This window comes from uncultured Roseovarius sp., assembly GCF_947259555.1.
Taxonomy (GTDB): Bacteria; Pseudomonadota; Alphaproteobacteria; order Rhodobacterales; family Rhodobacteraceae; genus Roseovarius.
This window is the reverse complement of record NZ_CAMYMD010000012.1, coordinates 1-25,729: the sequence shown is the minus strand read 5'-3', so window position 1 is coordinate 25,729 and position 25,729 is coordinate 1. Positions and strand designations below refer to the sequence as shown.

Annotated in this window: 21 protein-coding genes; 8 read left to right on the top strand and 13 right to left on the bottom strand. The window is 62.7% G+C overall.

Annotated elements, in window-relative coordinates; all coding sequences use genetic code 11:
* The first annotated feature begins 272 nt into the window (after positions 1–272).
* Both Q0X85_RS01710 and Q0X85_RS01705 read left to right on the top strand, forming a co-directional pair.
* Positions 273–1,448: an acetyl-CoA C-acyltransferase family protein gene (locus Q0X85_RS01710; protein WP_297768139.1), complete on the top strand. Its 1,176-nt coding sequence runs from the start codon at positions 273–275 to the stop codon at positions 1,446–1,448.
* Positions 1,449–1,532: 84 nt separating this feature from the next.
* Positions 1,533–3,695 (top strand): response regulator, encoded by a 2,163-nt coding sequence (locus Q0X85_RS01705; protein WP_297768136.1) that lies wholly within the window; start codon positions 1,533–1,535, stop codon positions 3,693–3,695.
* Here Q0X85_RS01705 and yaaA read toward each other — a convergent pair.
* The 3 genes from yaaA to Q0X85_RS01690 all read right to left on the bottom strand — a co-directional run bounded on the left by yaaA (position 3,680) and on the right by Q0X85_RS01690 (position 6,881).
* Entirely contained in the window at positions 3,680–4,444 is a 765-nt protein-coding gene (yaaA, locus tag Q0X85_RS01700; RefSeq protein ID WP_297768133.1) for a peroxide stress protein YaaA, read from the bottom strand. The genes Q0X85_RS01705 and yaaA overlap by 16 nt on opposite strands.
* A 33-nt stretch (positions 4,445–4,477) precedes the next feature.
* Positions 4,478–6,514, bottom strand: a complete 2,037-nt coding sequence (gene recQ, locus Q0X85_RS01695; protein ID WP_297768130.1) for a DNA helicase RecQ — start codon at positions 6,512–6,514, stop codon at positions 4,478–4,480.
* Between the two features lie 79 nt (positions 6,515–6,593).
* On the bottom strand, positions 6,594–6,881 hold the full coding sequence (locus Q0X85_RS01690) for a YggT family protein (RefSeq protein ID WP_297768128.1): 288 nt from the start codon (positions 6,879–6,881) through the stop codon (positions 6,594–6,596).
* 129 nt (positions 6,882–7,010) lie between these two features.
* On the opposite strand from Q0X85_RS01690, the gene Q0X85_RS01685 reads away from it, so the two are divergent.
* From Q0X85_RS01685 to mepA, 3 genes are read left to right on the top strand one after another with little or no spacing between them, the layout of a single operon-like run.
* Positions 7,011–7,556, top strand: coding sequence for an acyl-CoA thioesterase (locus tag Q0X85_RS01685; protein WP_297768125.1), 546 nt, complete (start codon positions 7,011–7,013; stop codon positions 7,554–7,556).
* A 54-nt stretch (positions 7,557–7,610) separates the two neighbouring features.
* Positions 7,611–8,993, top strand: a complete 1,383-nt coding sequence (locus Q0X85_RS01680) for an MFS transporter (RefSeq protein WP_297768122.1) — start codon at positions 7,611–7,613, stop codon at positions 8,991–8,993.
* Positions 8,975–9,910, top strand: a complete 936-nt coding sequence (gene mepA, locus Q0X85_RS01675) for a penicillin-insensitive murein endopeptidase (RefSeq protein ID WP_297768119.1) — start codon at positions 8,975–8,977, stop codon at positions 9,908–9,910. The genes Q0X85_RS01680 and mepA overlap by 19 nt, the downstream gene beginning before the upstream one ends.
* 372 nt (positions 9,911–10,282) lie before the next feature.
* On the opposite strand, the gene Q0X85_RS01670 is transcribed toward mepA, so the two are convergent.
* From Q0X85_RS01670 to Q0X85_RS01635, 8 genes are all read right to left on the bottom strand, one after another.
* Positions 10,283–10,978: an ABC transporter ATP-binding protein gene (locus tag Q0X85_RS01670; protein WP_297768117.1), complete on the bottom strand. Its 696-nt coding sequence runs from the start codon at positions 10,976–10,978 to the stop codon at positions 10,283–10,285.
* Positions 10,962–11,684: an ABC transporter ATP-binding protein gene (locus Q0X85_RS01665; protein ID WP_297768114.1), complete on the bottom strand. Its 723-nt coding sequence runs from the start codon at positions 11,682–11,684 to the stop codon at positions 10,962–10,964. The genes Q0X85_RS01670 and Q0X85_RS01665 overlap by 17 nt, the downstream gene beginning before the upstream one ends.
* On the bottom strand, positions 11,684–12,616 hold the full coding sequence (locus Q0X85_RS01660) for a branched-chain amino acid ABC transporter permease (RefSeq protein ID WP_297768111.1): 933 nt from the start codon (positions 12,614–12,616) through the stop codon (positions 11,684–11,686). The genes Q0X85_RS01665 and Q0X85_RS01660 overlap by 1 nt, the downstream gene beginning before the upstream one ends.
* Positions 12,613–13,539, bottom strand: a complete 927-nt coding sequence (locus Q0X85_RS01655) for a branched-chain amino acid ABC transporter permease (protein ID WP_297768110.1) — start codon at positions 13,537–13,539, stop codon at positions 12,613–12,615. The genes Q0X85_RS01660 and Q0X85_RS01655 overlap by 4 nt, the downstream gene beginning before the upstream one ends.
* A 13-nt stretch (positions 13,540–13,552) precedes the next feature.
* The gene (locus Q0X85_RS01650; protein WP_297768108.1) at positions 13,553–14,155 is read right to left on the bottom strand and encodes a hypothetical protein; all 603 of its coding nucleotides are present in this window, start codon (positions 14,153–14,155) and stop codon (positions 13,553–13,555) included.
* A 38-nt stretch (positions 14,156–14,193) separates the two neighbouring features.
* Positions 14,194–15,510, bottom strand: a complete 1,317-nt coding sequence (locus Q0X85_RS01645; RefSeq protein ID WP_297768106.1) for an ABC transporter substrate-binding protein — start codon at positions 15,508–15,510, stop codon at positions 14,194–14,196.
* A gap of 102 nt (positions 15,511–15,612) precedes the next feature.
* The gene (locus Q0X85_RS01640; protein ID WP_297768105.1) at positions 15,613–16,980 is read right to left on the bottom strand and encodes a hypothetical protein; all 1,368 of its coding nucleotides are present in this window, start codon (positions 16,978–16,980) and stop codon (positions 15,613–15,615) included.
* Positions 16,981–17,134: 154 nt separating this feature from the next.
* Positions 17,135–19,309: a hypothetical protein gene (locus Q0X85_RS01635; protein WP_297768103.1), complete on the bottom strand. Its 2,175-nt coding sequence runs from the start codon at positions 19,307–19,309 to the stop codon at positions 17,135–17,137.
* 229 nt (positions 19,310–19,538) lie between these two features.
* Between Q0X85_RS01635 and Q0X85_RS01630 the strand changes: the two genes are divergently transcribed.
* Entirely contained in the window at positions 19,539–20,243 is a 705-nt protein-coding gene (locus tag Q0X85_RS01630; protein ID WP_366129063.1) for a thiamine diphosphokinase, read from the top strand.
* Positions 20,234–21,868 (top strand): hypothetical protein, encoded by a 1,635-nt coding sequence (locus Q0X85_RS01625; RefSeq protein ID WP_297768100.1) that lies wholly within the window; start codon positions 20,234–20,236, stop codon positions 21,866–21,868. Before Q0X85_RS01630 ends, Q0X85_RS01625 begins: the two co-directional genes overlap by 10 nt.
* A gap of 55 nt (positions 21,869–21,923) precedes the next feature.
* Here Q0X85_RS01625 and Q0X85_RS01620 read toward each other — a convergent pair whose 3' ends face one another.
* Both Q0X85_RS01620 and Q0X85_RS01615 read right to left on the bottom strand, forming a co-directional pair.
* Positions 21,924–22,370 carry a GNAT family N-acetyltransferase gene (locus Q0X85_RS01620; RefSeq protein WP_297768097.1) on the bottom strand — a complete coding sequence of 149 codons (447 nt, stop codon included), beginning with the start codon at positions 22,368–22,370 and terminating at the stop codon, positions 21,924–21,926.
* A gap of 51 nt (positions 22,371–22,421) precedes the next feature.
* Entirely contained in the window at positions 22,422–24,476 is a 2,055-nt protein-coding gene (locus tag Q0X85_RS01615; protein WP_297768094.1) for a protein meaA, read from the bottom strand.
* Positions 24,477–24,631: 155 nt separating this feature from the next.
* On the opposite strand from Q0X85_RS01615, the gene Q0X85_RS01610 reads away from it, so the two are divergent.
* A partial coding sequence (locus Q0X85_RS01610; RefSeq protein ID WP_297768092.1) for a 1-acyl-sn-glycerol-3-phosphate acyltransferase occupies positions 24,632–25,729 on the top strand: 1,098 nt, incomplete at its 3' end.

The window sequence follows — 25,729 nt, the reverse complement described above, 5'->3', positions numbered from 1 at the left end:
TCAGGGCGCTCGCGGCAAGACCGTGTTTGGCCCCGAGCCGCCTGAATTAGAACATCCGTTTCGGTGATGTCCATTAACCTGATATCGTTAAATCGCACCTCATCTGTGCCGCGGAAAGAGCACATATCGGGCGCAAGGCCATCCCGGATGCCGGCTTTTGCTCATGCGTGCCTTGGCTGCCCGTCTATCTCCGCCTTTACGGAAGGTCGTCGTTGCCAGATCGCCTGCGTTGCCGCTAGGGTTCAAGCGGATCGAAACCGGGGAGGATATCCATGACTGACATCGTGATTCTGGACGGCTGCCGTACTGCCATCGGCACTTTTGGCGGCGCGCTTGCCGGCACACCGCCCACAGCCCTTGGCGCAACCGTGGCGCGCGAGGCGCTTGCGCGCTCGGGCGTTGACGGCGGGCAGATCGGGACTGTTGTCTATGGTCACGTCATCAACACCGAACCGCGCGACATGTATGTGAGCCGCGTCGCCGCCATCGACGCGGGCATCCCCGACACGGCCCCGGCGATGAACGTCAACCGCCTCTGCGGCTCTGGCGCGCAGGCCATTGTGTCCGTCATACAATCGCTGATGCTGAGCGACGCCGATTTCGGCCTCGCCGGGGGCGTCGAGAACATGAGCCGCTCGCCCTTTATCATCCCGGATCAGCGTTGGGGGGCCAAGATGGGCGACGTCAAAACGCTCGACATGATGCTGGGCGCGCTCAACTGTCCGTTCGGCACCGGCCATATGGGCGTAACGGCTGAGAATGTCGCGGCCGAGCATGACGTGAGCCGCACCGATCAGGATGCCTTTGCGCTGGAAAGCCAGCGCCGCGCCGCGCTCGCTATTTCCGAGGGCCGGTTCAAATCGCAGATCGTGCCGGTCGAGGTGCGTGTCAAGCGTGACATGGTGGCGTTTGACACCGATGAGCACCCCAAACCCACCACCGCCGAGGCCCTCGCCGGTCTGCGCACGGTGTTCCAGAAGGATGGCACCGTCACCGCGGGCAATGCCAGCGGCATCAACGACGGGGCCGCCGCCCTCGTGCTGGCCCGCGCCGAGGCGGCAGAGGCCGCGGGCCTCAAGCCCCGTGCGCGTGTCCTAGGCTATGCCCATGCCGGGGTGCGCCCCGAGGTGATGGGGATCGGGCCTGTTCCGGCTGTGGAGGCCCTTCTCGCCAAGACCGGGCTCAGCGCCGCTGATTTCGACGTGGTGGAATCGAACGAGGCGTTTGCCGCGCAGGCATTGGCGGTCAACAAGGGGCTCGGCCTCGACGCAGGGCGCGTCAATCCCAATGGCGGGGCCATCGCCCTCGGGCATCCGGTCGGGGCGACCGGCGCGATCCTGACAGTCAAGGCGCTTTACGAGTTGGAGCGGACGGGGGGCAAGCGCGCGCTCATCACCATGTGCATCGGCGGCGGTCAGGGCATCGCATTGGCGATCGAGGCGCTCTGAGGCTTTATTCGCAGGCTTTAACCGCTTGTTCACGACGATGCCGGATTGTGACCCGATCACAGTCCGGCACGGCGGAGGATGGGCATGAGCCTTGCCAACAAGCTGGCGGACGAGCGGCGTGCCCGGCTGGCCGCCGAACGTCTGCTGGAGCAGAAACAGGCGGAATTGCACGCCGCGAACCGCAAGCTGGGCAAGCATGCGCGCGCCCTGTCGAGCGAGATCGACGAGACGCGCGCCGAGGTCCAGAACATACGCGACGAAAATCTACGGGTGAAATCCGATCTCGACGTCGCCTATCAGAAGATCGAGATCGCGGAGCGCCGCCTGTGGCATTCGATCGAGACCATTCAGGACGGGTTTGCGTTTTTTGACGCCGACAGTCGCATGATCGCCGCGAACAACGCTTACCTCGCCGTGTTCGACGGGCTCGAGGCGGTGAAACCCGGCGTGAGCTATATCGAGATCCTGCAATTCATAACCGAAGAGGGCATCGTCAATATCGGTGGCGCGCGACCGCATGAATGGCGCGAAAGGATGCTGGATCGCTGGCAGAGCCCGGCACCCGAGCCCGAGGTGATCCGCCTCTGGAATGGCCAGTACATCAAGCTTATTGACCAGCGGGGCCATGGCGGCGACGTGGTCAGCCTCGCGCTGAACATCACTGATACGATCCGCTATGAGAAGGAGCTCAAGGAGGCTCGTCGCAGGGCGGAGGCGGCCAACCGGGCAAAATCGTCCTTCCTTGCGAACATGAGCCATGAGATCCGCACGCCGATGAATGGCGTGGTCGGGATGGCCGAGTTGTTGATGGATACCGCCCTGAACGAGGAACAGCGGCTCTTCACATCTACGATCAAGAATTCCGGTGAGGCGCTCTTGGTCATCATCAACGATGTGTTGGATTACTCCAAGATCGAGGCCGAAAAACTCGTTTTGCATGAAGAGCCGTTCGATCTGGAACGGTGCATTCACGAGCTGGTCACGTTGATTCAGGCCAATGCCCGTGACAAAGGGCTGGATGTGCTGGTGGATTACGATGTTTTCCTGCCCACGCGGTTCGTGGGTGATCCGGGGCGTATCCGCCAGATCATGACCAATCTGCTTGGGAATGCCGTGAAATTCACCGAAAGCGGGCATGTTCTGGTGCGTGTGACCGGGATCCCGTGCAACGAAGACGGCACTGCCAGCATTCATGTCACGGTCGAGGATACGGGGATCGGAATTCCCGTCGGCAAGATCGAGCATATTTTCGGTGAGTTCAATCAGGTTGAAGACGAACGCAACCGCAAGTTCGAGGGAACCGGGCTGGGGCTGGCCATCTCGCAAAAGCTGATCCGCCTGATGGGTGGCAAGATCTGGGTCGAGTCAGAGCCGAGCCAAGGCTCGACCTTCGGGTTCGCGATCACGTTGCCCTTGAGCAACCCGAAAGAAGCCGATCATCCGGTCTCTGTCACCGGATTGCATCGGGTCCTGATCGTGGAGCCTCAGGAAACGGGCCGTGGTATTCTGGAGCGGCAATTGGGACAATTGGGGCTGGACGTGAGCGGCTGCCGCAGTGGCGCCGAGGCGCTTGCGCTGGCCGGCGAGAATATTGATCTCGTGATCAGCGATCATGCCATGCCCGATATGGACGGGCTAGAGCTGGCCGAGGCCCTGAGGGAGGCGGGCCACGACATGCCGTTCGTGCTGTTGAGCCACAATACCGGCCTTGCCGAGCAGGACCCGGCGCGCGACTGTTTGCAGGCGGTCCTGCAAAAACCGGTCGCGCGTCGCGCGCTCTATCAGGCGCTTGCCACGCTGGAGCCGTCCAGCAAAGGGCCCCGTCGTGCGATGCGCGTGCTGGCGGCCGAGGACAACAAGACCAACCGTCTGGTTTTTTCCAAGATGGTTCAGTCGCTCGACATAGACCTGACCTTTGCCGAAAACGGCAAGGAGGCGGTGGCGCTCTACCAGTCCTTTGCACCGGACCTGATCTTCATGGATATTTCAATGCCCGAGATGGATGGCAAGGATGCGTCGCGGGCCATTCGGCAGATCGAGGCCAAATCCGGGCAGCATGTGCCGATCGTCGCGATGACCGCCCATGCCATGAACGGCGACGATACCGAGATACTGGCCGCCGGGCTGGACCATTACCTGGCCAAACCGCTCCGCAAGGAGACCATCATTCAGCATATTCGGCAGGCGTGCCCTAAGACCGCGCGCGCGCCTTTAGCCGTGGTGGACACGGTTCAGGCTGCGGGATGAGCGCGCAGGAAGACCGGTTTGTCAGGCTCTGACAGGGTCGCCTCGTAGCGATAGCCGCCAGTGTCGAAATCCCGGAGGGCATCGGCGTCGTCCAGACGATGCTGGATGATAAACCTCGCCATCGCCCCGCGCGCCTTCTTGGCGTAAAAGCTCACGATCTTGGGCGTGCCTGCCTTTTCTTCCATGAAGACCGGGGTCACGATCCGCAGGCGCAGTGCGCCACGGTCGACTGCGCCGAAGTATTCCTGGCTGGCGCAGTTCACGAGCGTTCGGGCACCAAGCGCCTCGGCCTGCTGATTAAGGGCCTCCGAGATCCGAGTGCCCCAATAGTCGTAGAGCGAGTTGCCGCGCGCGGTCTTGAGGCGGCTGCCCATTTCGAGCCGGTATGGCTGGATCGCATCGAGCGGTCGCAAAACGCCATAAAGCCCGGACAGGATGCGCAGGTGATCCTGAGCCCAATCAAGCTCTTCGGGATCGAGGCTGTTGGCCTCCAGTCCCTGATAGGTGTCGCCCGCGAACGCGAGCGCCGCAGGTTTTTCATCCATCTGCCCGAAATCGGCAAAGCGGTCTGCGTTGAGCCTGGCCAGCGGCTCGCTGATCTTCATGAGCTTTTGCAAATCGCCCACATCGAGGCCGCGCGCCACATTCGCCAGCTCCTCCGCCTCGGCCGAAAAGGACGGCGGCGTCGCAGACACCCCTTCGACGGGGGTCATGTCCAGTTTCTTGGCGGGTGAGACGACAACCAACATGCGGCGATCCTTTTGATATTCCTGGAAGCTGATCTAGGATGCCGCGCGCAGAACGTCCAGAAAAGCCGCGCCGAAACGGTCGGCGTATTTCTCGCCGAGCAAGCGTTCCATGTCCTGTTCGGTGCGGGGTCTCTGACTGGCCACCTTGGCCAAGAGCGAGGCCGAGCATCTCATTGGGCGGTCTATACCGTCCTCGCCGCGGGCCAGATCGCTCTGCGCCGCCATGAGCCGGTCATAGACATCGCCCGCTCCGCTGCCCGCCAGCTTGCGCCGGGTGGGGTGTACCTGCTCTGTCGCCCCGGTGATGACCTCGAGAAACTCGGTGCCGTAGCGCTCCAGCTTTTTGCCGCCGACGCCACTGATGCCAGCCATTGCATCGAGCGTTTCGGGGCGGGTCTCGGCCATCTCGATCAGGGTGCGGTCGTTGAACACGATATAGGCGGGCACCCCGGCCGCCTCGGCCAGAGCGCGCCGTTTCGCCTTGAGCGCCGACAGGAGCGGCGCATCCTCTTCCGAGACCAATGCGCGCACGGCGGGGCGGGGGGTGCGGTCGACCGTATCGCGGCGCAAGGTAATGCTGTCCTCGCCGCGCAGGATGGGGCGCGCGCTTTGGGTCATCACCAACGCCCCGTGACGCTCTCGGTCCGGACGAACGAGATCGCGGCCCATCATCTGACGGAACACACCCTGCCAGCCACGCTTGTCCATGTCGCGCCCCACGCCGAAGGTCGGCAGTGCATCATGTCCACGCTGGCGTACCTTGTCGGTGGCATTGCCGGTCAGGATGTCGATCAGGTGGCCCGCGCCAAAGCTCTCGCCGGTGCGCAGGATGGCCGAGAGCGCCTTGCGCACGGCCTCGGTCCCGTCAAAGGTTTCGGGCGGCGTATCGCACAGGTCGCAATTGCCGCAGTGCCCTGCCGTTTCCCCGAAATAGGTCAGGAGGGTGGCGCGGCGGCATGTGAGCGCGTCGGCCAGACCAAGCAGCGCATTGAGACGGCCATGGTCGGCCATGCGCCGCTCTGGCGGGGCCAGACCCTCGTCAATCTGGCTGCGGCGCAGGCGAATGTCATCGGGTCCAAAGAGCGTCAATGTCTCGGCCGGTGCGCCATCGCGGCCCGCACGGCCGATTTCCTGGTAATAGCCCTCGATGGATTTTGGCAGATCGGCATGCGCCACCCACCTGATATCGGGCTTGTCCACGCCCATCCCGAAGGCAACGGTTGCCACGACGATCAGACCGTCCTCGGAACTGAACCGGTGCTCGACCTGTCGGCGGCGGTCGGGCTCCATTCCGCCATGATAGGCGCAGGCGTTGTGCCCCTCGGTGACGAGTGCCTGCGCGAGGGTTTCAGTCTTGGCGCGGGTGCCGCAATAGATGATGCCGGATTGCCCCTTGCGCGCGGCGGCGAAGGTCATGATCTGGCGGCGCGGGTTGTCCTTGGCGGCAAAGGCCATGTGAATGTTGGGCCGGTCGAACCCTTGCAGGAATATCTGTGGCGGCTGCCCATCAAACAGCTTGTCCACGATCTCGGCCTGGGTCTCGGGGTCTGCGGTCGCCGTGAACGCGGCCAAAGGGACACTCAAGGCGCGACGCAATTCTCCGATACGCAGATAATCCGGCCGGAAATCATGGCCCCATTGGCTCACGCAATGGGCCTCATCGACAGCGATGAGGCTGACACCGATACGGTGCAACATGCCAAGCGATGATCCGGCCGCAAGCCGCTCCGGCGCGATGTAGAGCAGACGCAGGCGGCCAGCCTCTATCGCTTGCCAGACCTCTGCGGTTTCTTCCTCGGTATTGCCGGAGGTGAGGGCCCCGGCCTCGACCCCTGCGGCCTTGAGCGCGCGCACCTGATCGCGCATCAGCGCGATCAACGGTGATATGACCACGGTCACCCCGTCACGCATCAGCGCAGGGAGTTGGAAACACAAGGATTTGCCGCCCCCGGTGGGCATGATCGCCAGCGTATTGCAACCCGTGGCGACGGTATGAATGATCTCTTCCTGACCGGGCCGAAAGGCATCGAATCCAAAGACATCGCGCAAAAGCGTGGCAGCGCTCGGCATGAGGATTTCCCGTAAGATTTTATCTGTCTGCTCTTACGGGAAGTGTTTCACACTAAGATTCGGTGAACAAGACCCCGGATCAGTAAAACGCGGCTGCGTTGTTTATCAGGACGATACGCAGCGCATAGACCGCCACCAGCACCACCAAAGGCGCGAGGTCGATGCCCGACATTGGCGGCAGAAATTGCCGTACCCGCGAATAGATCGGTTCAAGCAGCCTGTTGAGCCCGTACCAGATCTGCGCGACGAACTGCTGCTGGAGGTTCAGGACCTGGAAATTGATCAGCCAGGACATGATCACATGCGCGAGAATGAAGAACCACAGGATATCGAGCAGGAGCATCAGGATCTGGAAAAGCGATTGCATGGGCGGGTGTCCTCTGGTTCTGAAACGTCTATGACCTAAGCAAGCCAGCGCCAAAGCGCAAGCCTGACGCGCCGTCGTGGTTGACCCTGTCTGCAACGGGTGCCACTCGGGCGGCGAAGGAGTTTGCCTATGTACCCCGTCATGCGCCTGTTATGGCAACTGTTCCTGCACCGCAAGTCGCCGCGTCTGCCCGTCACCGGCACGCATGTCTCGCGGCATATCTGCATGCCGTGGGACATAGATCTGTGGCGTGAATTGAACAATGGTCGAACCCTCACGATTTTCGATCTGGGGCGTATCCCGCTCGCGGGGCGCGTGGGGATGATCGGCGTGCTGAGACGCCATCGTTGGGGGCTGGCCATTGCCGGTGCAAGCGTGCGCTATCGTCGCCGCATCCGTATGTTCGAGCGTATCGAGATGCGCTCGCGTCTCGTGACATGGGATGCGCGGTTCGTCTACTTGGAGCAATCCATGTGGAAGGCCAATGGCGAGTGCGCCAACCATATTCTGTACCGCGCTGCCGTCACCGGGCGCGAGGGGATCGTCCCGCCCGACCGCATCGTGGCCGAACTGGACCAAGACATGCCCGCACCGGAATTTCCCGATTGGGTCGCCGCCTGGATCGAGGCGGATGAGACACGCCCCTGGCCGCCGATGCAGGAGACGCAGGAATAGCTTGCGCATAGGCAGCAAGGATTGTCATATCCCCGAGTGAAACGGGGGCATGGCATGACGGCAATATCGCAGCGCAAGCGGATCTGGGGCTGGTATTTCTTTGACTGGGCCAGCCAGCCCTATCACACGCTGCTCGTGACCTTTGTCTTTGGTCCCTATTTCGCCTCGGTTGCCTCTGAGTATTTCATCGGGACCGGGCTGACCGAAGAGGTGGCAGATGCCCAGGCACAGGCGATGTGGTCCTGGTGTCTGACGGTGACAGGGCTGATCATCGGCCTCGGGGCGCCGATCATGGGGGCCATTGCCGATACCACGGGCCGACGCTTGCCATGGATCATCGTGTTTTCGCTGATGTATGTGATCGGTGCCACGGCGGTCTGGGGCACCATGCCGGACGGATCGAACCTGTTGTGGGGGCTTATGGCCTTTGGCTTTGGTTTCATCGGGGCGGAATATGCGCTGATCTTTATCAACTCGCAGCTGCCCTCGCTCGGGACGGCTGAAGAGGTGGGCGATCTGTCGGGCTCGGGGTTCGCCTTTGGCTATCTTGGGGGTGTCGTGTCTCTGTTGATCGTGTTGGCGCTCTTTGTCGAGCAGTCGAGCGGCAAGACGCTGCTGGGGCTTGACCCGGCGCTCGGGCTGGATGCGGTGGCGCGCGAAGGAACGCGGGCTGTCGGGCCGTTCACGGCGCTGTGGTTCGTTGTTTTCATGGTGCCCTATTTTCTGTGGGTGCGCGATACCGGACCGGCGGGGCATGGTCGTGGGGTGGCGGATGCGCTTTGCACATTGCTCAACACGATCAAGGGGCTGCGGCACAGGCTGAGCCTGAGCACCTATCTTGGGTCGTCGATGTTCTACCGCGATGCGCTTAACGGTCTGTATGGGTTTGGTGGCACCTATGCCATTCTTGTTCTCAACTGGTCGATCACCTCGGTCGGTGTGTTCGGGATCATCGGGGCGATTGCCGGGGCGGTCTTTAGTTGGATCGGTGGCAAGGCTGACAAGCGGTTTGGCCCGAAACCCGTGATCGTCGTGGCGATCTGGGCCTTGATCGCGGTCTGTATCATCGTGGTTGGTATGGACCGTAGCCAAATCTTTGGAATACCACTGGCACCCGGATCAAACCTGCCTGACATGATCTTCTTTGGCTGCGGCGTTCTGATCGGCGGGTTTGGTGGCGTGTTGCAGGCCGCCAGCCGTTCCTTGATGGTCCGGCACACCGATCCGGAGCTCCCGACCGAGAATTTCGGGCTCTATGGCCTTTCAGGCAGGGCGACGGCCTTTATGGCCCCCGCGCTTATCGGACTTGTGACAACGTTGAGTGGCTCGGCCCGGATCGGGGTTTCTCCGGTTATTTTGCTTTTCGTGATTGGCCTTGTTCTGCTACGATGGGTGAAGGCGGAAGGGGATACAGGCACATGGGCCGGATCGCATTAATCACCGCGTTGACGATCGGGCTTGCAGGATGCGTGCAGTCCACTCCCGAGCCGAAAGCGACGGCGCAGCCAACCGGCACCCTGTCGAGCCAGAGCATTCCAGCGGACATGCAAGGTGTTTATGCCAAGCAACTTTTTGGTGCCCATCAGCGCGCATCGGTGCAGCCCGCTGCCGCATATGGAAGCTATGCCAAGGGCTGCATGGCCGGTGGCGTGACCTTGGCCGAGACCGGGCCGACATGGCAGGCGATGCGCCTCAGCCGCAATCGCAATTGGGGGCACCCCGAGACGATCGACTTCGTTCAGACGCTTTCACGTGCCGCCGCGCAGCAGCCGGGCTGGAATGGGCTCTATGTGGGCGATATCAGCCAGCCCAGGGGCGGGCCGATGCTGTCGGGACACCGGAGCCATCAGATGGGGCTCGATGCGGATATCTGGCTCAGACCGGCCGATAATCTCGCGCTGAGCCGGGTGGATCGAGAGAATATCTCTTCGATCTCGATGCGACGCGCCAAGGGAGCCTATACCAATGACAACTGGACCCGCGCCCACCACGAGATCGTCAAAGCCGCTGCGAAAGATCCGCGCACTGCGAGGATCTTTATCTTTCCCGGTGCCAAGGTGCGGATGTGCAAGGAAGAGCAAGGCAGTGACAGGGCGTGGCTGCGCAAGGTGCGGCCATGGTATGGGCATCACTACCATTTCCATGTGCGTCTGAATTGTCAGAAAGGCGCGCAAGGCTGCGTGCCCCAAGCGGCACCACCGCCGGGCGATGGCTGTGCCGAAGCCGAGGAGTGGGTGCGCAACATCCTGAACCCGCCTCCGCCTGATCCGGACGCGCCCGCGCCCAAGCCGCGGCGCGAGCTGACCATGCAGGACCTGCCGCGCCAATGCGTGGCGGTTTTGCAGGCGAAGTAAACAGCATGCTGCGGAATTTTTCTTGAGGACCACATGATTTTGTTTTGACAAGCACGAAATTTGTGGCAGGCTCAAGACAGGTTCAACAAACGAAAGGAGGTGGTCCAGTGTCTAAAGAGGTATTGGAGCGAGGTGTCGGAACAGTTCGGGAGGCCGCCGTCTAGGGCAGCCCCGAGGCGAAAGCCACCCGGATTGGTGCGCCTAACCGGCCCACCTCCGTGACTTCTGGAGGGCCGTTTCCATCGGAAGCGGCCCTTTTGATATTGTCTCCTGAAAAACCGCAAGCGCGGTCAAGCATGATGAGCCAAGCGCAAGGGGCTACTGCTGCCGGGTTGGCCTGTCCGGGCGTCTCCAAGCCGGACTCTTGCCTGCTTAAACCCCGACGTAGCGCTCTACGGCGGAGCGGTCGGCGCGCAGCGCCTCGGCGCTCATGATCGGGCCGCCTTTGCCGTTTTCGATGAATGCCACCCGGTTTGCGATGTCCAGCACCGCATCAATCCGCTGTTCAACCAAAAGCACCGCCACCCCCGTGTCACGCAGGCCGGTGATCACCTCGCGGATCGCGGCGATCATCGAGGGCTGCAATCCTTCGGTCGGCTCGTCCAGAAGCAGCACGTCTGGCCGCAGGCACAGCGCGCGGGCCATCGCGAGCATCTGTTGCTCACCGCCCGAGAGCGTCTGCGCCTTTTGCCCCAACCGTTCCCGCAAACGTGGAAAGAGCGTCAGGACGTCTTCACGGACTTCAGGGCCATTGCCGCGGGCCCGTAGCCCTATTTCAAGGTTCTGCGCGACGCTCAACTCGGCAAAGAGCCTGCGCCCCTGCGGCACGTATCCCACGCCCGCACGCGGCACGTTATGCGGCGGCAGCGCGCTCAATTCCGTGTCATCCAGCCAAATCTTGCCGGACATGAGGGGCAAATGCCCCATGATCGCCCGCATTGTCGTGCTCTTGCCCGCGCCATTTCGGCCCAGAAGGCAAATGATCTCGCCCGCCGTGACCTCAAGGCTCAGGTCGTGCAACACCTGTGCCCGGCCATATCCGGCACTGACCTTATCCAGCCTCAGCATCCGAACCTCTCCCAAGATAGGCGGCCTGCACGTCGGCATTCGCGTGAATTTCTGCGGGTGTGCCTTCGGCCAGAACCGCGCCTGCGCTCAGGACCGTAATCCGCTGTGCGAGGTCCATGACCACGCGCATGTTGTGCTCTATCAGTAGAATTGTGGTCCTGTCCGACACGTCCCGGACGAGGTTCACGAATTCGGCGATCTCGCCCTCGGCCAAGCCCTGTGTCGGCTCATCGAGGATCAGGAGCCTTGGGCGTTGCACGATCCCCATGGCAATCTCCAGCAATCTCTGGTGGCCATATGCCAGATCACGCGCGTCTTGGGTGCGGCGGTCTTGCAGCCCGACCCGGGTCAAGGCTGCGTCGACCTCGGCCTGAAGGGCCTTGCCACGCAGCCGCCGCCGGGCCGCGAGCGAGACATTTTCGGCGACGCTGAGCCCGGCAAAGACAGAGGTGATCTGGAATGTGTAGGCCATCCCCAGTCGAATGCGCCGATGCGCAGGCAGGCGGGTGATATCCTCGCCGTCAAAGAAGACACGACCCGAAGACGGTGCAATCCGGCCGGATATCATGCCGACGAGCGTGGTCTTGCCCGCGCCGTTGGGGCCGATGAGGGCGCGTATCTCGCCTTCGGGGATGTTAAGATCAACCGCCTCGACGGCGTGCAGCCCCGCGAACGTCTTGGACAGGCCCCGCGTGCTCAACAGCATCACGGCAACTCTCGCCAGAACCGCCGGCGCACTTCGCCCATCACGCCTTGCGGCGCGAAAAGCGTCAGCAGCACCAATGCGACGCCTGCAATGAGCATGTATGCTGTTGTCAGATCAGAGCCGAGGTCGATCAGGTAGAACATGAAAAGCGTGCCGATGAAGGGGCCGAGCACCGTGCCCGCACCGCCGAGCAGGACCCATAGTAGCGGAAATATCGAATATTGGACGCTCGCGAATGTCGCGCCGACATAGCCGAACAATAGGCCATAGGCCGCGCCCGCCAGCGCCGCCATGCCGCCCGAAATCATCATGGCCGCCAATTTATGTGCGAACACATCGTATCCGAGCATGCGGACGCGATCTTCGTTCTCGCGGATCGCGACAAGCACCCGGCCAAAGGCAGAGCGCACCAGCCAGAGGCTGACCATGAGGCATGTCCCAAAGAGGAGGAGTGCCGCGATATAGCGGTTGCCCTCCGCGCTCAGGTCGACCCCCCAAAGCACGCGCTGCGCCTGTTGGATTACAAACCCCTCGTCACCTCGTGTGACCTCGCCAAAGTAGAGCACGGTCAGATAGCCCGCCTGCGCGAACATCAGGGTCACGATCATGAAGGCCACGCCGGAGGTGCGCAGCGCCAGCGCCGCCAAAAGGCCGGATACAACCGCCCCGGACGCCAGACCGAGCAGAAGCGCCGGTGCCGGTGACAGCCCCAGATGCTGAATGCCCAGCCCCATGCCATACATGCCCGCCGCAAAGAACAGTGCATGCCCCAGGCTCAGCAGGCCGGTGTACCCAAAGAGCAGATTGTAGCCCATCGCATAGCTTGCGAGGACCATGACCCTTGCCAGATTACCGTGATGATAGGCTGGCAGGGTGAAATGCAGCGCCAGCAGGATGGCCAGTAATCCGGCATGAATTGCATACGCTCTCACGTCCTGCGTCCTCCGAACAGGCCCTGTGGGCGGAACACCAAGACAAGAGCAACGAGCAATGTTGCGATGATCTTGGCCAGTGTCGGCGAGAAGAACACGGAGATGATACCGTCACTCAGGCCGATCAGGACAGCAGCCAGAACGGTGCCCGGCAGACTGCCGAGCCCGCCGATGATCACGACGATAAAGGACAGTAGAAGCGGGTCGCCCCCCATCAGGTAATGCGCTTGTTGAATCGGTACGATCAGGACCGCCGCGAGTGCCGCGAGCGCCGCGCCAAACCCGAAGACCAGCGCATAGACCCGCTCCACGGGTATTCCGAAGGCCAGTGCCATCTCGCGGTCAGCCTGCGTGGCGCGCATCACGAGCCCGATGCGCGAGCGTGTCATGAGGGCCCATACCGCGCAGAGGATCATCGCCGCGGCCCCGATCACGGCCAGCTTGTACGTCGTCGTGCCCAGACCCCACGGCCAGATCATCTGCCAGCCCTCCGCGCCCCTCTCGAACCAGGGGATCGCGAGCCTTGTATTGAACGGGGCTTCGACCGGGCGGGCATCGGGGCCATAGCCCATCAATGTCAGTTGCTGAATGATATAGAGCAGCCCGATCGTGGCGACGATGGTGCGCTCGGGGTCGTAGTTCAGCCGTTTTAGGATGGTCATGTCGGCGGCCACCGCCAATGCGCCGACAAGCAGCGGCGCGAATATCAGCGCCAGCGCAAAGCCTATAGCGGGATGCCCCGCCACGCTCTGGGCGATCCACCATGCCAGCACGGCACCGAGCATGAAGAACTCGCCATGCGCGATATTGACCACCCGCATGACGCCAAAGACAAGGCTGAGCCCCACCGCCGTCAGCGCCAGCACTGCAGCCGTTATTGCGCCCTCAAGCGTCGCCAGCACCAGATAGGGGCCTAGCTCCATTGTCTTTGCCGGGTCATTGTGCGGCGAACTCCTGTCCGCCCATCAAGATGCGCTGATCTTCGGTCAAGGTAACGATCTGCCCGTGCTGACGCTCCAGCTTGCGGGCAACCACCTCGTTGCGCATCTCCCAATGATAGGTTTCATCATTCGTCACCGGCGCCCATGTCAGACGCCCACCCTTGCGCCACGGGTCGAGAACGATGCCCTCATCATAGGGGGCGTCCTTGGCGCTGACGATCGCGGTGCTGTGCTCCAGCCGGAACCGGTTGTCGGCATTGGCGATCGCACGGTGCAGATCGAGCGTCTCGAACTCTTCCTGCCTGAGCCTGTCCTCCATGTCCCGCGCCCAGTGCCAGCACAGGCCGCGCGGTTTCAGACCCATGTTGACCTTGGTATTGTGAATAAGCGGTGGATCGGTGATCTGATACTGCAGTGCTAGCTCATGCGTGTGCCGGTAGGCAATGCGCGCCGCGCGACCCGCTTCTTCGGGGTCCACCTCGGGCCCTAGCGCACGGATTGCCGCGGCAAGCCGTGTCACATCCTGCGCGTCGGGTGGCGGCGGCGGTGCCCCGCAGGCGGCCAGCAAGAGCAGGACACCAGCCCAAATCGCATGCATGACGTTAAGATGCTTCACCGCGCGCCCCAATCGCGGCCTCAAAACGGCCGCGTCGTGTAATCCACCGCATCGGGATAGACTGAATCCTCGATCGAGGTGCGATGCACCCGCACCAGTTTGCCGCCCTCGACCCGGCTGATGTTCTGGTGGCCAAAGACCTGATGCGTCTTGCCATTGAAAACCTTGTCGCCCTGCGGATGCGCAAGGCTTTCGGGCATGTCTGTCATTGCCTCTACGGCTTCGATCAGCGCGGCGCGGTCCTTGGGGCCGCGATAGCCTGCCGCTTCCATCCCGGCCTTGATCACGTGCAGGGTTTCCCAGCAACCGAACATGTGTGCGTAGGTTGACACGTCCCGTCCGTCATTGAGCGCCGCGCCGCGCCCGTCGACACCCACGGCTGCGCGGTAGGCGGTCTCATGGGGGCTCTCATCGGATTGCTGGTGGCGGCACATACCTTCCCAAAAATAGGTATTCTCGAGGAATTCCAGGCCGGGGCTGTTGATCGTGACCGCCTCAAGGCTGTCGATGAAGCCGAACAGCGCAGGCCCCCGCCCGCCAAAGAACTCTCCCAGCTCCTTGACGAAGGTCAGCACGGCCGGGCCGACCATGACGTGATAGAGAACCTCGGTGTCGCGCGGGATGCGCGGGAAATACTTGGTGAACGATGTTTCCGACGGGGGAATGGCGATCTTGGCGATCACCTCGCCACCCTGCGCCTCGATAGCGGGAGCAAGATTGTCGCGGTGATCGTAGCCGAACCCGTAATCGGGAAAGATCATGGTGACCTTCTTTCCGAGGGTCTCGGTGATGAAGGGTGCCATGGCGATCACCTGACTGCGCACATCGGTGATGCCCGGTTGCAGCGTGTAACGGTTGAGCATGCCGGACGACACATGCGTGCCCTCGGAGACCACGAAATACGGCAGCTTCAACTCGCCCGCGCGGGGGGCCGAGCCGATCACGACATGGCTGAACAAAGTGCCAAAGCCGATGTCGCAGCCGTGCTGATTGGCAAATTTCTCGACAACTTCGGCGCCGCGCTTTGGGTCGGTGCCGTCATCCTCGGCCACGATCTCGACCATGCGGCCATTGATGCCGCCACCGTCGTTGATCAGCTTGACCGCGGCTTGGGTGGTGCGGTCATACCAGCGGCCATAGGCCGCGCCGATGCCGGTGCGATGCACCTGAAACCCGATCTTGATTGGCTCTGCTGTTTGCGCATGTGTGTAGCGCGCCCACATCGGCAGGCTCGCCGCCGCAACCCCGCCTGCCAGAGTGGACAAAGCGCCACGACGCGTTGTGCCGGTGACGCGGGCTTTGAGCCCATTTGCCGGGTCAGTTTTTGGGGTCGTCATCGCGCATCCTCCAAAGATCAATCACATTCACAGGGCAAATGCCGCACCTGCACACTCTGCGCAACCCCCTTGGGGTTGTCCACCCTTTTGCGGTTCAAGCTCTTACGCCCCGCGTGGCGTGGCCAAAAGCCATAGCCCGAATACGGTATAGCCGACCATGAAAGCGGCCAGCGGTGCCTGTCCCAGCACAGCGCGGCCGCGCCCGTGGCCGCTGCGCATCGCGAGGGCATGCGCGAGGAGGATGGCGATCACGTGGCCAGCCACGACCGTTCCCGCCTGCGCCAGCCAGATCACCTTGACCGGGCCGGGAGAATTGAGGAATCCCGCCGTCACGTGGACCTCTGCGAGGTTGAGAGCGCGCGCCAGTGCTCTCAGGACGTATTGGCCATCCACCAGAAAGGACGTGAGATAATGCGCCACGTGATAGGCCAGCGCGATGGGCAGAATGGTGGGGGCGTAAAGGCAAAAGAGGGCTGGCAGGCGCGTCGTGCCCCCTGCCAGCCGTTCGCCCAGTGCGAGCGCCCCAGAAAAAACTGCGATGAGCGCTGCGTTGGCCGCCAGCAGACCGAGCAGATTGGGCAGGATCACCGCAGAGCGCCCGGGAAATTCCAAGGGATTGATCCCGAGCAGGTCCAGCCACAGGAAGGTCTCGTTCACCCCGTCAAAGCTACCGCTGCCCAGCATCAGCAGGCAGAACACCGCGAGCCCGGTGCCTGTTGCCGGTCCGCTCAGGATTTGCCAGCCGGGCACCCCGATCGCAAGCCGCCCGCGCATCCGGCCCACAAGAGCCACATGTCGATACGCCCGCATCAGGACCGTGATCGCCTCAGCCCGGGCCATCCATGCGGGCCCGAAAAGAGCGAGCCCGGCCAACATTGCGTACCAGTAAAGCCCAATGATCAGTGCCAGCCGCCCCGGATCGGAGGGGGCGGGATCGGCGAGCAGAAACCCGGAGAACCCCAAGAAACCAAGCACAGCCGGCCAATATCCAAGGCGGCGCGGGTAGCGCAGTGGCGCGCGGCTGCCGGTCACGCGGTGCAGGAGCGCGCCGACGCCGGTCCATGGATTGAGCCAGCGCCAGACATCGCCAAGCAGCCCCTGTAGCGATACAAGCCCGATCCAGAAGACCACCCAGACCGAGAGTGGCAGCGGATTGACCCCGGGATCGCGCGGCCCGACCACGCCGCGCCAGACGAGCCAGCCCAGCACAATGGCCACGGCGAGGCTCATGATATGGCGGTGCCAGCTGCGTGGTCTCACCGCAGTGAGCCGCGCTGGCCTGAAGAGGGCATCGGTCAGCCGGTCGGGCAAGACGGCGAGCAGCGCGACGGTGATCAGCACCGTGAGGCCCCCCGCCACGATATAGATATCGGTGGGAAGCAGCAGGACAAAGCCTTGTTCCGAGGCATGCGCCCAGAGCACAGTCGTTGTCAGCGCCAGAAACACCCCGCTCAACCCGATTACCCGCATCCGCCTGCCTCTTGTCGGTCTAGTCGGTCTTGTCGGGGTATCCTGACCGTTCGTCTGATTGCGGAAAAGAGACAAATCACCACGCCAAGACACCCCCCCGCACCCAAGGTGGGCCGGGGGGCGATACCGGTTACCGCACGAAAACCAAACCGTGTCAGCCGGCCTGCCGGCGGCCTGCCGCCCGAAACTCCGTTTCTTCGGTCACGGCAAAGCGGCCCCCTGAAAGTTTCTGCAATTTTCCGGCGCGCAGGAGCTGACCGAAGGAGCGCAGCCCATCTTCTCGCGAGAAGCGATCCTGCTCGACCTCTTTCAGCTTGCCCATCAGCATGGGGCGCGAGAATTGCGGTCGTCCTTCGATGTCTGCCATATACGCCGCCGCCGCCTCGAGCAGTTCGGACAGGCCATTTGCGCCCACTTCCTCTGCAAAAGAGATAAACCCGCCGTCTTTTGCGTCGGTGACGACGTCACCTTGCAGTGCCGCAGAGGAAATACGGCGTGGGCGCACTGGCGAACGCGGCGTATCGATCCGCTGCTCCGCCACCAGCTTGAGCGGTGCCGGGCGGCTCTCTTCGGGGCGAACCGAGCGTTCGGTGTCCGCGGAAACCTGTGGGCGGCGGGGCCGCACGACATCGGCCAGATCGTTGCGATAGGGGCTGTCATCGACATTTTTGCGCAGGCTCGATCCGGCATTCTGTTCGGCCCGTGTGGCCGCGACCGCGGCACGCAAATGCTGGATCGCATTGCGCCGCTGGCTCGAGGCCGGGGCCTCAAGGTGGCTGTCGGTCTCGTCGAAAATCCGCGTCAGGTCATTCGGGGCCGCGCTTCGCTCCAATTTGCGTGCGCCCGGTTGATTTTCTGTCTCGGCGTCAACTGAGACGGTATCGTCGTCTTGGTCTTGGTCGGGACTCTCGGCTGTAGGTGTCGACGGCGCCTCGGGCTCCGGCTGCTCCTCAGCTACGGGTTCCATGTCTTGCTCGGGCTCAGATGTATCCATCGCTTCCGTTTGCGGCGATGGCGCCTCGTCCTCGAGGACCAATTCAGCCTCGACTTCGGCCAACTCACGCTGAAGCTCTGCCTCTTCCTCGGGGCTTAGAGATGTGCTTTGTCCACCAAAGAAATTCTCTGCCTCATCGTCGTAATCGCTGGCATCCTCGTCTTCTTCGAAAATACCGCTGGCCATGGCCGCCTCAAATTTCGCGCGGTTGACCTTGACAACATGCGCATCGGGCTGCTCAGCCTCAGCCTCAGCCTCAGCCTCAGCCTCAGCCTCAGCCTCAGCCTCAGCCTCAGCCTCAGCCTCAGCCTCAGCCTCAGCCTCAGCCTCAGCCTCGAGCGTTGGCGCAGCTGCCTCCGCCGCCTCGATGTGGGGCGCTGTCCGGGCTTCGGGCTGCGCGGGGGTCGCATCGGCCATCAGGGCGGCAAGCGTGTCGTCGAATCCGTCATCTTCGGCCTCGGCCTTCGGCGCGTCCGACACCTGGTCCTCCGCGTCCGCCAAAAGATCATCGAGTGTCTCTTCGGCTTGGCCGATTTCGGCGCGGTCATCCTCGGCAAAGGCCGCATTGAGGTCTTCCGCTACGGTATCAAGGAAATCCTGGGCGTGCTCGTCTTCTGTATACTGGCCATATGGATCAGAGTCCGCGCCCGAGACAACCGAACGGATACGGCTGAGCTTTGCCGCGAAACTGTCGGCCGCAGGCTCGGCGGTCACTTCGGCATCCGTGCTCGGATCCGGTGTTTCGATCGGTTCAGGGGCTGCCGCTTCGTCTGTCGCTTCGGGGGCGTCGGCAGGCGCGTCTTCGGGGTCTGCCTCGGCATGATCGTCTGCGCCGCACGCCTCGGTCTCGTCTGTCGTGACGACAACCTGAGCCGTGTCATCCGCAAGCCCGGGTTCCGAAGCGGGAGGCTGATCCTCTGCCGACTCGGCAAGGTCTGTTGCGGTATCGGCCGTGGCCACCTCGGGTTCCGCGACATCCTCTGCATGAGAAACAGCGTCTTGCGATGCGGATTCAATTGCCTCAGAGCCCGCCTCGGGGGCTGCGTCTTGGGCCGCGTCGGCTGAAGCCTGTGGCGTCTCAGGGGATTCGGCCGGTGCGCTGGCAACCTCTGGCTCGGTGTCCCGGGGTTCGGTCTGTGCCGTGGCGCTGGTCAGGGCCTGTCCGACCCCGGCGCGCAACACGATCTTGCCTCGCTCCTCATGGGCATCGACGCGACGGGATATTTCCCGCTCTGCAATCCGTGCCAGCATCTCTGCGTCAGGGGTGGGCGGCTCGGCCCCGAAATACCGGTCGTCCGATGCCAGATCACGGAAATATTCCGCAATCGCTTTCATTGTATCAAATGAATCGTCAAAGCCTTCCAGCGTGCACGAAAACGTGCCGTAGGAGACTGTCAGTATCTTACTTGAACCAACCATAATATGCGCTCGCTTTGCTTGCCTGCAAAGACAGGGTTTACCATGAAGCCACAGACCAAAGCGGCCCGATTCTTTGATCTTTACCGTATCATTTCGTGGCCAGAATGTGACATCAGGAACGTTAAGGCAACGATAACGGGTATACATGATGATTGTTCGTACATCTGATCCAATTACCCTGGTTGGGGGCGCGGAGCTACCCGAAGGGCTGTTGGAGAAGGCGATGGCCCTTGCCCCCAAGGTGATCGCGGCAGATAGCGGGGCTGATACCGCGCTGGATCACGAGATCATCCCGCATGCCGTGATCGGTGATTTCGACAGTATCTCGGATGCTGCGCGCGCGCGCATCCCCGAGGCTGTGCAACATGCAGACCCCGATCAGGACAGCACGGATTTCGAGAAATGCCTCGCGGCGATCGAGGCGCCGCTCATAATCGGGCTTGGATTTTTTGGGGACCGGCTCGATCATCAACTCTCGGCGTGCAATGCATTGACCCGCAGCGCCTGGCACCGTTGCATCCTTCTGGGGCAGGGCGACCTGATGTTCCTGTGCCCGCCCACGATCGACCTGCCGTTGCCCGATGGGTGTCGGGTGTCTCTTTTCCCGCTGGGGGCTGTCGAGGGGGTGTCGGATGGGTTGCGCTGGCCGATTTCAGGGCTCAATTTTTCGCCTGACGGACGTGTCGGCACCTCAAACGCGGCCACCGGGCCGGTGCATCTGTCGGTGACCTCGCCGAAGATGTTGGTGATTCTCCCGCTCGAAATGCTGACCCTCGCGGCGCGCGCCCTGCGCGACGCCACTGCCCGATGGCCCGCGCGCCGTGACAAGGAGTCCTCCGAATGTCTCTGACAGAGCGTCTCGGACAATGGATCGACGCCGTTGTGTTCGATCTTGGCCGGCAAATGCGCTGGACCTTTCTGCCGCCCCTGATGATTTACTTCGCCGCGGGGTTTTCCGGCCTGACGATGATCGTCGGAACCTTTTTCGTTAAGGAATATCTGGATCTTTCCGCCGCCTACCTTGCGGGTCTTGCCTTTTGGGCGGGGCTGCCATGGGCGCTCAAGATGCCGTTGGGCCATCTGGTTGATATCATCTGGCGCTGGAAGTGGCTGTTGGTCTACCTCGGGGCCGGGTTGATCGCGCTGTCTGTCCTGATCATGTTCCTGCTGCTCACGCAGACCGAGGCGATGACCGCGATCATGCCAATGGCGGCCTGGTATGTCACCTCGTACCTGTTGGCACCTTGTGGACTTGTCATTCAGGACGCGGTCGCGGATGCGATGTCTGTCGAGGCGGTGCCGCGCGTCGATGCAGATGGGACCCCCATACCGCAAGATACCGCGCGTGCCCTGCATACCACGATGCAGACCCTGGGACGCTTTGCGCTCATATCGGGCACGGTCGCGGTTGCCGCGCTCAACATCTACATGTTCTCTGGCATCGAAGCTCTCGACGCTGAGGGCAAACGTGCGACCTATGCGATGATTTATCTCGCGGCGCTGTCGATCCCGCTGGTCTCGGTCTCGGGCGTGTTGCTTGCGGCCTGGCAGAAATACCGCCTGCGCCGGGGATTGCTGGACCGTGGCCTTGAGGCTGCCGAGGCCGATATGCTCTTTGAGCGTCCGGGCGAAGAGACCAAAGCCAACCCTTGGTATTTCATAGGCGGGGCCGGATTCGTTGCGCTCTCGCTGACCATCGGCTTGGGCAATATCCCCTATGGTCAGGAAATCATCTTTGCGGGGTCCATGGCCATCGTGCTCTTGCTCATGCGGCAGCTTGTGGCCGCTTTGCCGGTGGCGCAGGCGCGCACCCTGATTGGTACGGCCGTCATTATCTTCATCTTTCGTGCGACGCCCCGGCCCGGTGATGGCTATACGTGGTTCTCCATTGATGTACTTGGGTTCGATCAGCAGTTCCTGTCAGTGCTGTCGCTGATCACATCGCTGCTGACGTTGGCGGGCATGGTGATCTTGCGGCCCTTGATGGCGCATCGCAGCATTGTCTACATCGTGGTTTTGCTGACCTTGGCCTCGGGTATTCTTTCCCTGCCCAATATCGGCTTTGTCTACGGGGTGCACGAGATCACGGCCGCGATGACCGCAGGCGTGGTGGACGCACGGTTTATCGCCGTGCTCGACACTGCGATCGAATCGCCTCTGGGACAGATCGCGATGATCCCGATGCTGGCCTGGATCGCGCGCAATGCGCCCGACAATCTCAAGGCGACGTTCTTTGCCGTGATGGCGTCCTTCACCAATCTTGCGCTTTCGGCCAGCTCTCTGTTGACGAAATACCTGAACGAGATCTTCGTGATTACCCGAGAGGTGACGGACCCAGATACGGGGGCGGTCACAACGCCTGCCGACTACAGTGAATTGGGGCTGTTGCTGATTACCGTTGCAGTTGTCACTGTCGGCCTTCCTCTGGTTAGCGTTTTCGTGGTTCAACGCACCGCCCTGCGGAGCCGGGACTAGACAGGGACCATCAAGTGCCGCCTAAGGTAGGCGGCACGCGCGCGTGGCACCTCATTTAACGAGTGTATTTTATGAAAGGCGTGAGCGTACCGATCCGGTCATAGAGATGGCGCGCGGTCGTGTTGAAGTCTTGCGTCAGCCAATAGACAGCGGGGCGGCCATCGGCGTCGGCGCGCGCATAGACCGCTTCGATCAGGGCGCGACCAATACCACAGCCACGCGCCTGCGGCGCAGCGTACAGGTCTTGCAGATAGCAGACCTGTTCCGTGCGCCAATTATGCGCGTGATAGATGTAGTGCACGAGCCCCACCGGCTCTCCCTCCCGTACCGCCAACAAGCCGTTCTGGTCCGGATGCTGCGGCGAGATCAACCGGGCAAAGGTGATGTCGTAGGTCTCGTCCGGCAGGACGGTCTCATAGAAAGCAAGGTATGCTCGCCAGAGCTCACCCCAATTCGGGCGGTCGCGTGCCTCGATGGGGCGAAGTGTCAAGTCATCTGTCATGACGCATCAAGGCCATGCCAAGTTGCCAAAGGCAAGAGGTGGTCACTCATCCTACTCGGCGGCAACCGCCTTGGGATCGGCGAGCGTCACGATATCCATCATGATGGTGTTGAGCTCGAAATCCTTGGGCGTATAGACCCGCGCCACGCCCATTTCGCGCAACCGTCGGGCGTCCTCTTCGGGGATGATACCGCCGACGATCACCGGCACATGCCCGAGACCCGCGTTGCGCATTCGCTCCATCAGGTCCTCCATCAGCGGCATGTGCGATCCTGACAGGATCGACAGACCCACCACATGCGCGGCCTCGTCCTGTGCGGCACTGACGATCTCTTCGGGCGTCAGGCGGATGCCCTCATAGCCGATATCCATCCCGCAATCGCGGGCGCGGAAGGCGATCTGTTCGGCCCCGTTGGAATGACCATCGAGTCCCGGCTTGCCGACGAGAAATTTCAGACGCCGCCCGAGGCTGTCGCTCACCGCGTCCACGGCGTCTCGGATCTCATCCAGCCCCTCGGTCATGTTCGACGGGCTGCGCGAGACACCTGTGGGGCCGCGATATTCGCCGTGAATGGCGCGCATCTGCTCGGCCCATTCGCCGGTGGTGACACCCGCCTTGGCCGCCGCGATGGAGGCGGGCATGATGTTCTCCCCGGCCTCCGCCGCCGCGCGCAGATCCGCAAGCGCCGCCTTGACCGCGCCCGCATCGCGCGCGCGCCGCCACTCTTCCAGCCGCCCGATCTGATCGGCCTCGACGGCCGCATCGACCACCATGATGCCGCCATCCTCGGTCTGCAGCGGCGAGGGCTCTCCCTCCTGCCACTTGTTGACGCCGACGACCACGGTCTCGTTGCGCTCGATCCGGCCGAGGCGTTCGGCGTTGCTGTCGACCAGCCGCGATTTCATGTACTCGATGGCCGAGACCGCGCCGCCCATGCTGTCGAGACCCGCCAACTCATGCCGCGCGCCGTCTTTCAGCGCCTCGACCTTGGCGTCAACCGCCGGGTTGCCCTCGAAGAGATCGTCGAATTCCAGCAGGTCCGTCTCATAGGCGAGGATCTGCTGCATCCGCATCGACCATTGCTGATCCCAGGGGCGCGGCAGGCCAAGTGCCTCGTTCCAGGCGGGCAATTGCACCGCCCGCGCGCGCGCCTTTTTCGACAGCGTCACCGCCAGCATCTCGATCAGGATGCGGTAGACGTTGTTCTCGGGCTGCTGCTCGGTCAGGCCGAGGGAGTTGACCTGCACGCCATAGCGAAAGCGGCGGAACTTGGGGTCTTCGACGCCATAACGCTCCTGCAATATCTCGTCCCACAGATCGACGAAGGCGCGCATCTTGCACATCTCGGTGACAAAGCGGATGCCCGCGTTGACGAAGAACGAAATCCGCCCGGCGAGGATCGGGAAATCCTCTTCCGGCACGCGCGGCTGCAACTCGTCCAGCACCGCCACGGCGGTGGCCAGCGCAAAGGCCAGCTCCTGTTCGGGCGTCGCCCCCGCCTCTTGCAGGTGGTAGGAACAGACATTCATCGGGTTCCACTTGGGCACATGCTTGTAGCAATATTCGGCGACGTCGCCGATCATCTTGAGGCTCGGCTTGGGCGGGCAAATGTATGTACCGCGCGACAGGTATTCCTTGATCAGATCGTTCTGCACCGTGCCTTGCAGGGCAGTGGTATCCGCGCCCTGTTCCTCGGCCACCGCGATATAGAGCGACAACAGCCACGGCGCCGTGGCGTTGATCGTCATCGAGGTGTTCATCTGATCCAGCGGAATCTGGTCAAAGAGCGCGCGCATGTCGCCCAGATGGCAGACCGGCACGCCGACCTTGCCGACCTCACCCTTGGCCAGCACGTGATCGCTGTCATAGCCCGTCTGCGTCGGCAGGTCGAAGGCGACCGACAGCCCGGTCTGCCCGCGCGCCAGGTTCGAGCGATAGAGCGCGTTCGAGGCCTGCGCCGTCGAGTGGCCCGCATAGGTGCGGATGAGCCAGGGGCGATCTTTCTGCGTCTGCGTCATGTACGGGCCTCGTGAATCAGGTTGCGCAATTTTCTTACGTTCCGCGCAATGTAACGGCAACAAACTGGCGCTGTCAATTCGCTGCATCGCGGCATATGCGCCGCTCCGGCGTCTCCGCCCACTCCCCTGTCACCCTCGGACTTGATCCGAGGGTCTCTTGGCCGGGAGATCCTCTGGTCAAGCCAGAGGATGACGGAGAGGCACCCATTTACCGTGCCTGCGTTCCCTGCTTATCTGGAGCAATGACACAAACGGTCGATATGCCCCTTTGGGCGCTGCTCTTGTTGATCGCCTTCGCGGGCGTGACCTTTGCGTCGCATTTCCTGTTCCCGTCGGTGCGCTGGTTCTTTCGTCGCCGGATGGAGCGGGCGGTTGCCCGGCTCAACGAGAGGCTGGAGCGGCCCATCGAGCCGTTCAAGCTGGCGCGGCGCTATGACATGATCCAGCGGCTGATCTACGACCCCGAGGTCAGCCGCGCCATCGCGGAACATGCCCGCAAGCAAGGCATCCCCGAGAATGTCGCCTTCGAGAAGGCCAAAGGCTACGCGCGCGAGATCGTGCCGAGTTTTTCCGCCACCGCGTATTTCGGGATCGCGATCCGCCTCGCCAAATGGCTCAGCCGCTCGCTCTACCGCGTGCGGCTGGGGCATTTCGACGAGACGCTGACCGGCATAGACCGCGATGCGACGGTGGTGTTCGTGATGAATCATCGCTCGAACATGGATTACGTGCTGGTCACATGGCTGGCCGCCGAACGCTCGGCGCTGTCGTATGCCGTGGGTGAGTGGGCGCGGGTCTGGCCGCTGTCGCGGTTGATCAAGGCGATGGGGGCCTATTTCATCCGCCGCAAGTCGCGCGGGGCACTCTATCGCCGGGTGCTGGCGCGCTACGTGGGCATGGCCACCGATGGCGGTGTCACGCAGGCGATGTTCCCCGAGGGCGGGCTGAGCCTGAACGGCGGCTTGCAGGAGCCGCGTCTTGGCCTGCTGAAATACCTCGTCGAGGAGCGTGAACCGGGCGGGCGCGACGTGGTCTTTGTGCCCGTCGCGCTGAACTATGACCGGGTGTTCGAGGACCGGCTGCTGGTCGCCGCCGATCAGTCGGGCGGGCGGCGGTTTCCGGCGCGGATCAGCGTGGTGGCGCGGTTCATCCTGCGGCAGGGCTGGCTCAAACTGCGCGGGCGCTATCACCGCCACGGCTATGCCGCCGTCAGTTTCGGCGCGCCGATGTCGTTGCGCGCCTATCAGGCGGAGCACCCGGCGGGCGGCGTCGAGGGGCTGGCGCGGGCGCTGATGGCGCGAATCGGGGCCGAGGTGCCGGTGCTGCCGGTGCCGCTGGTG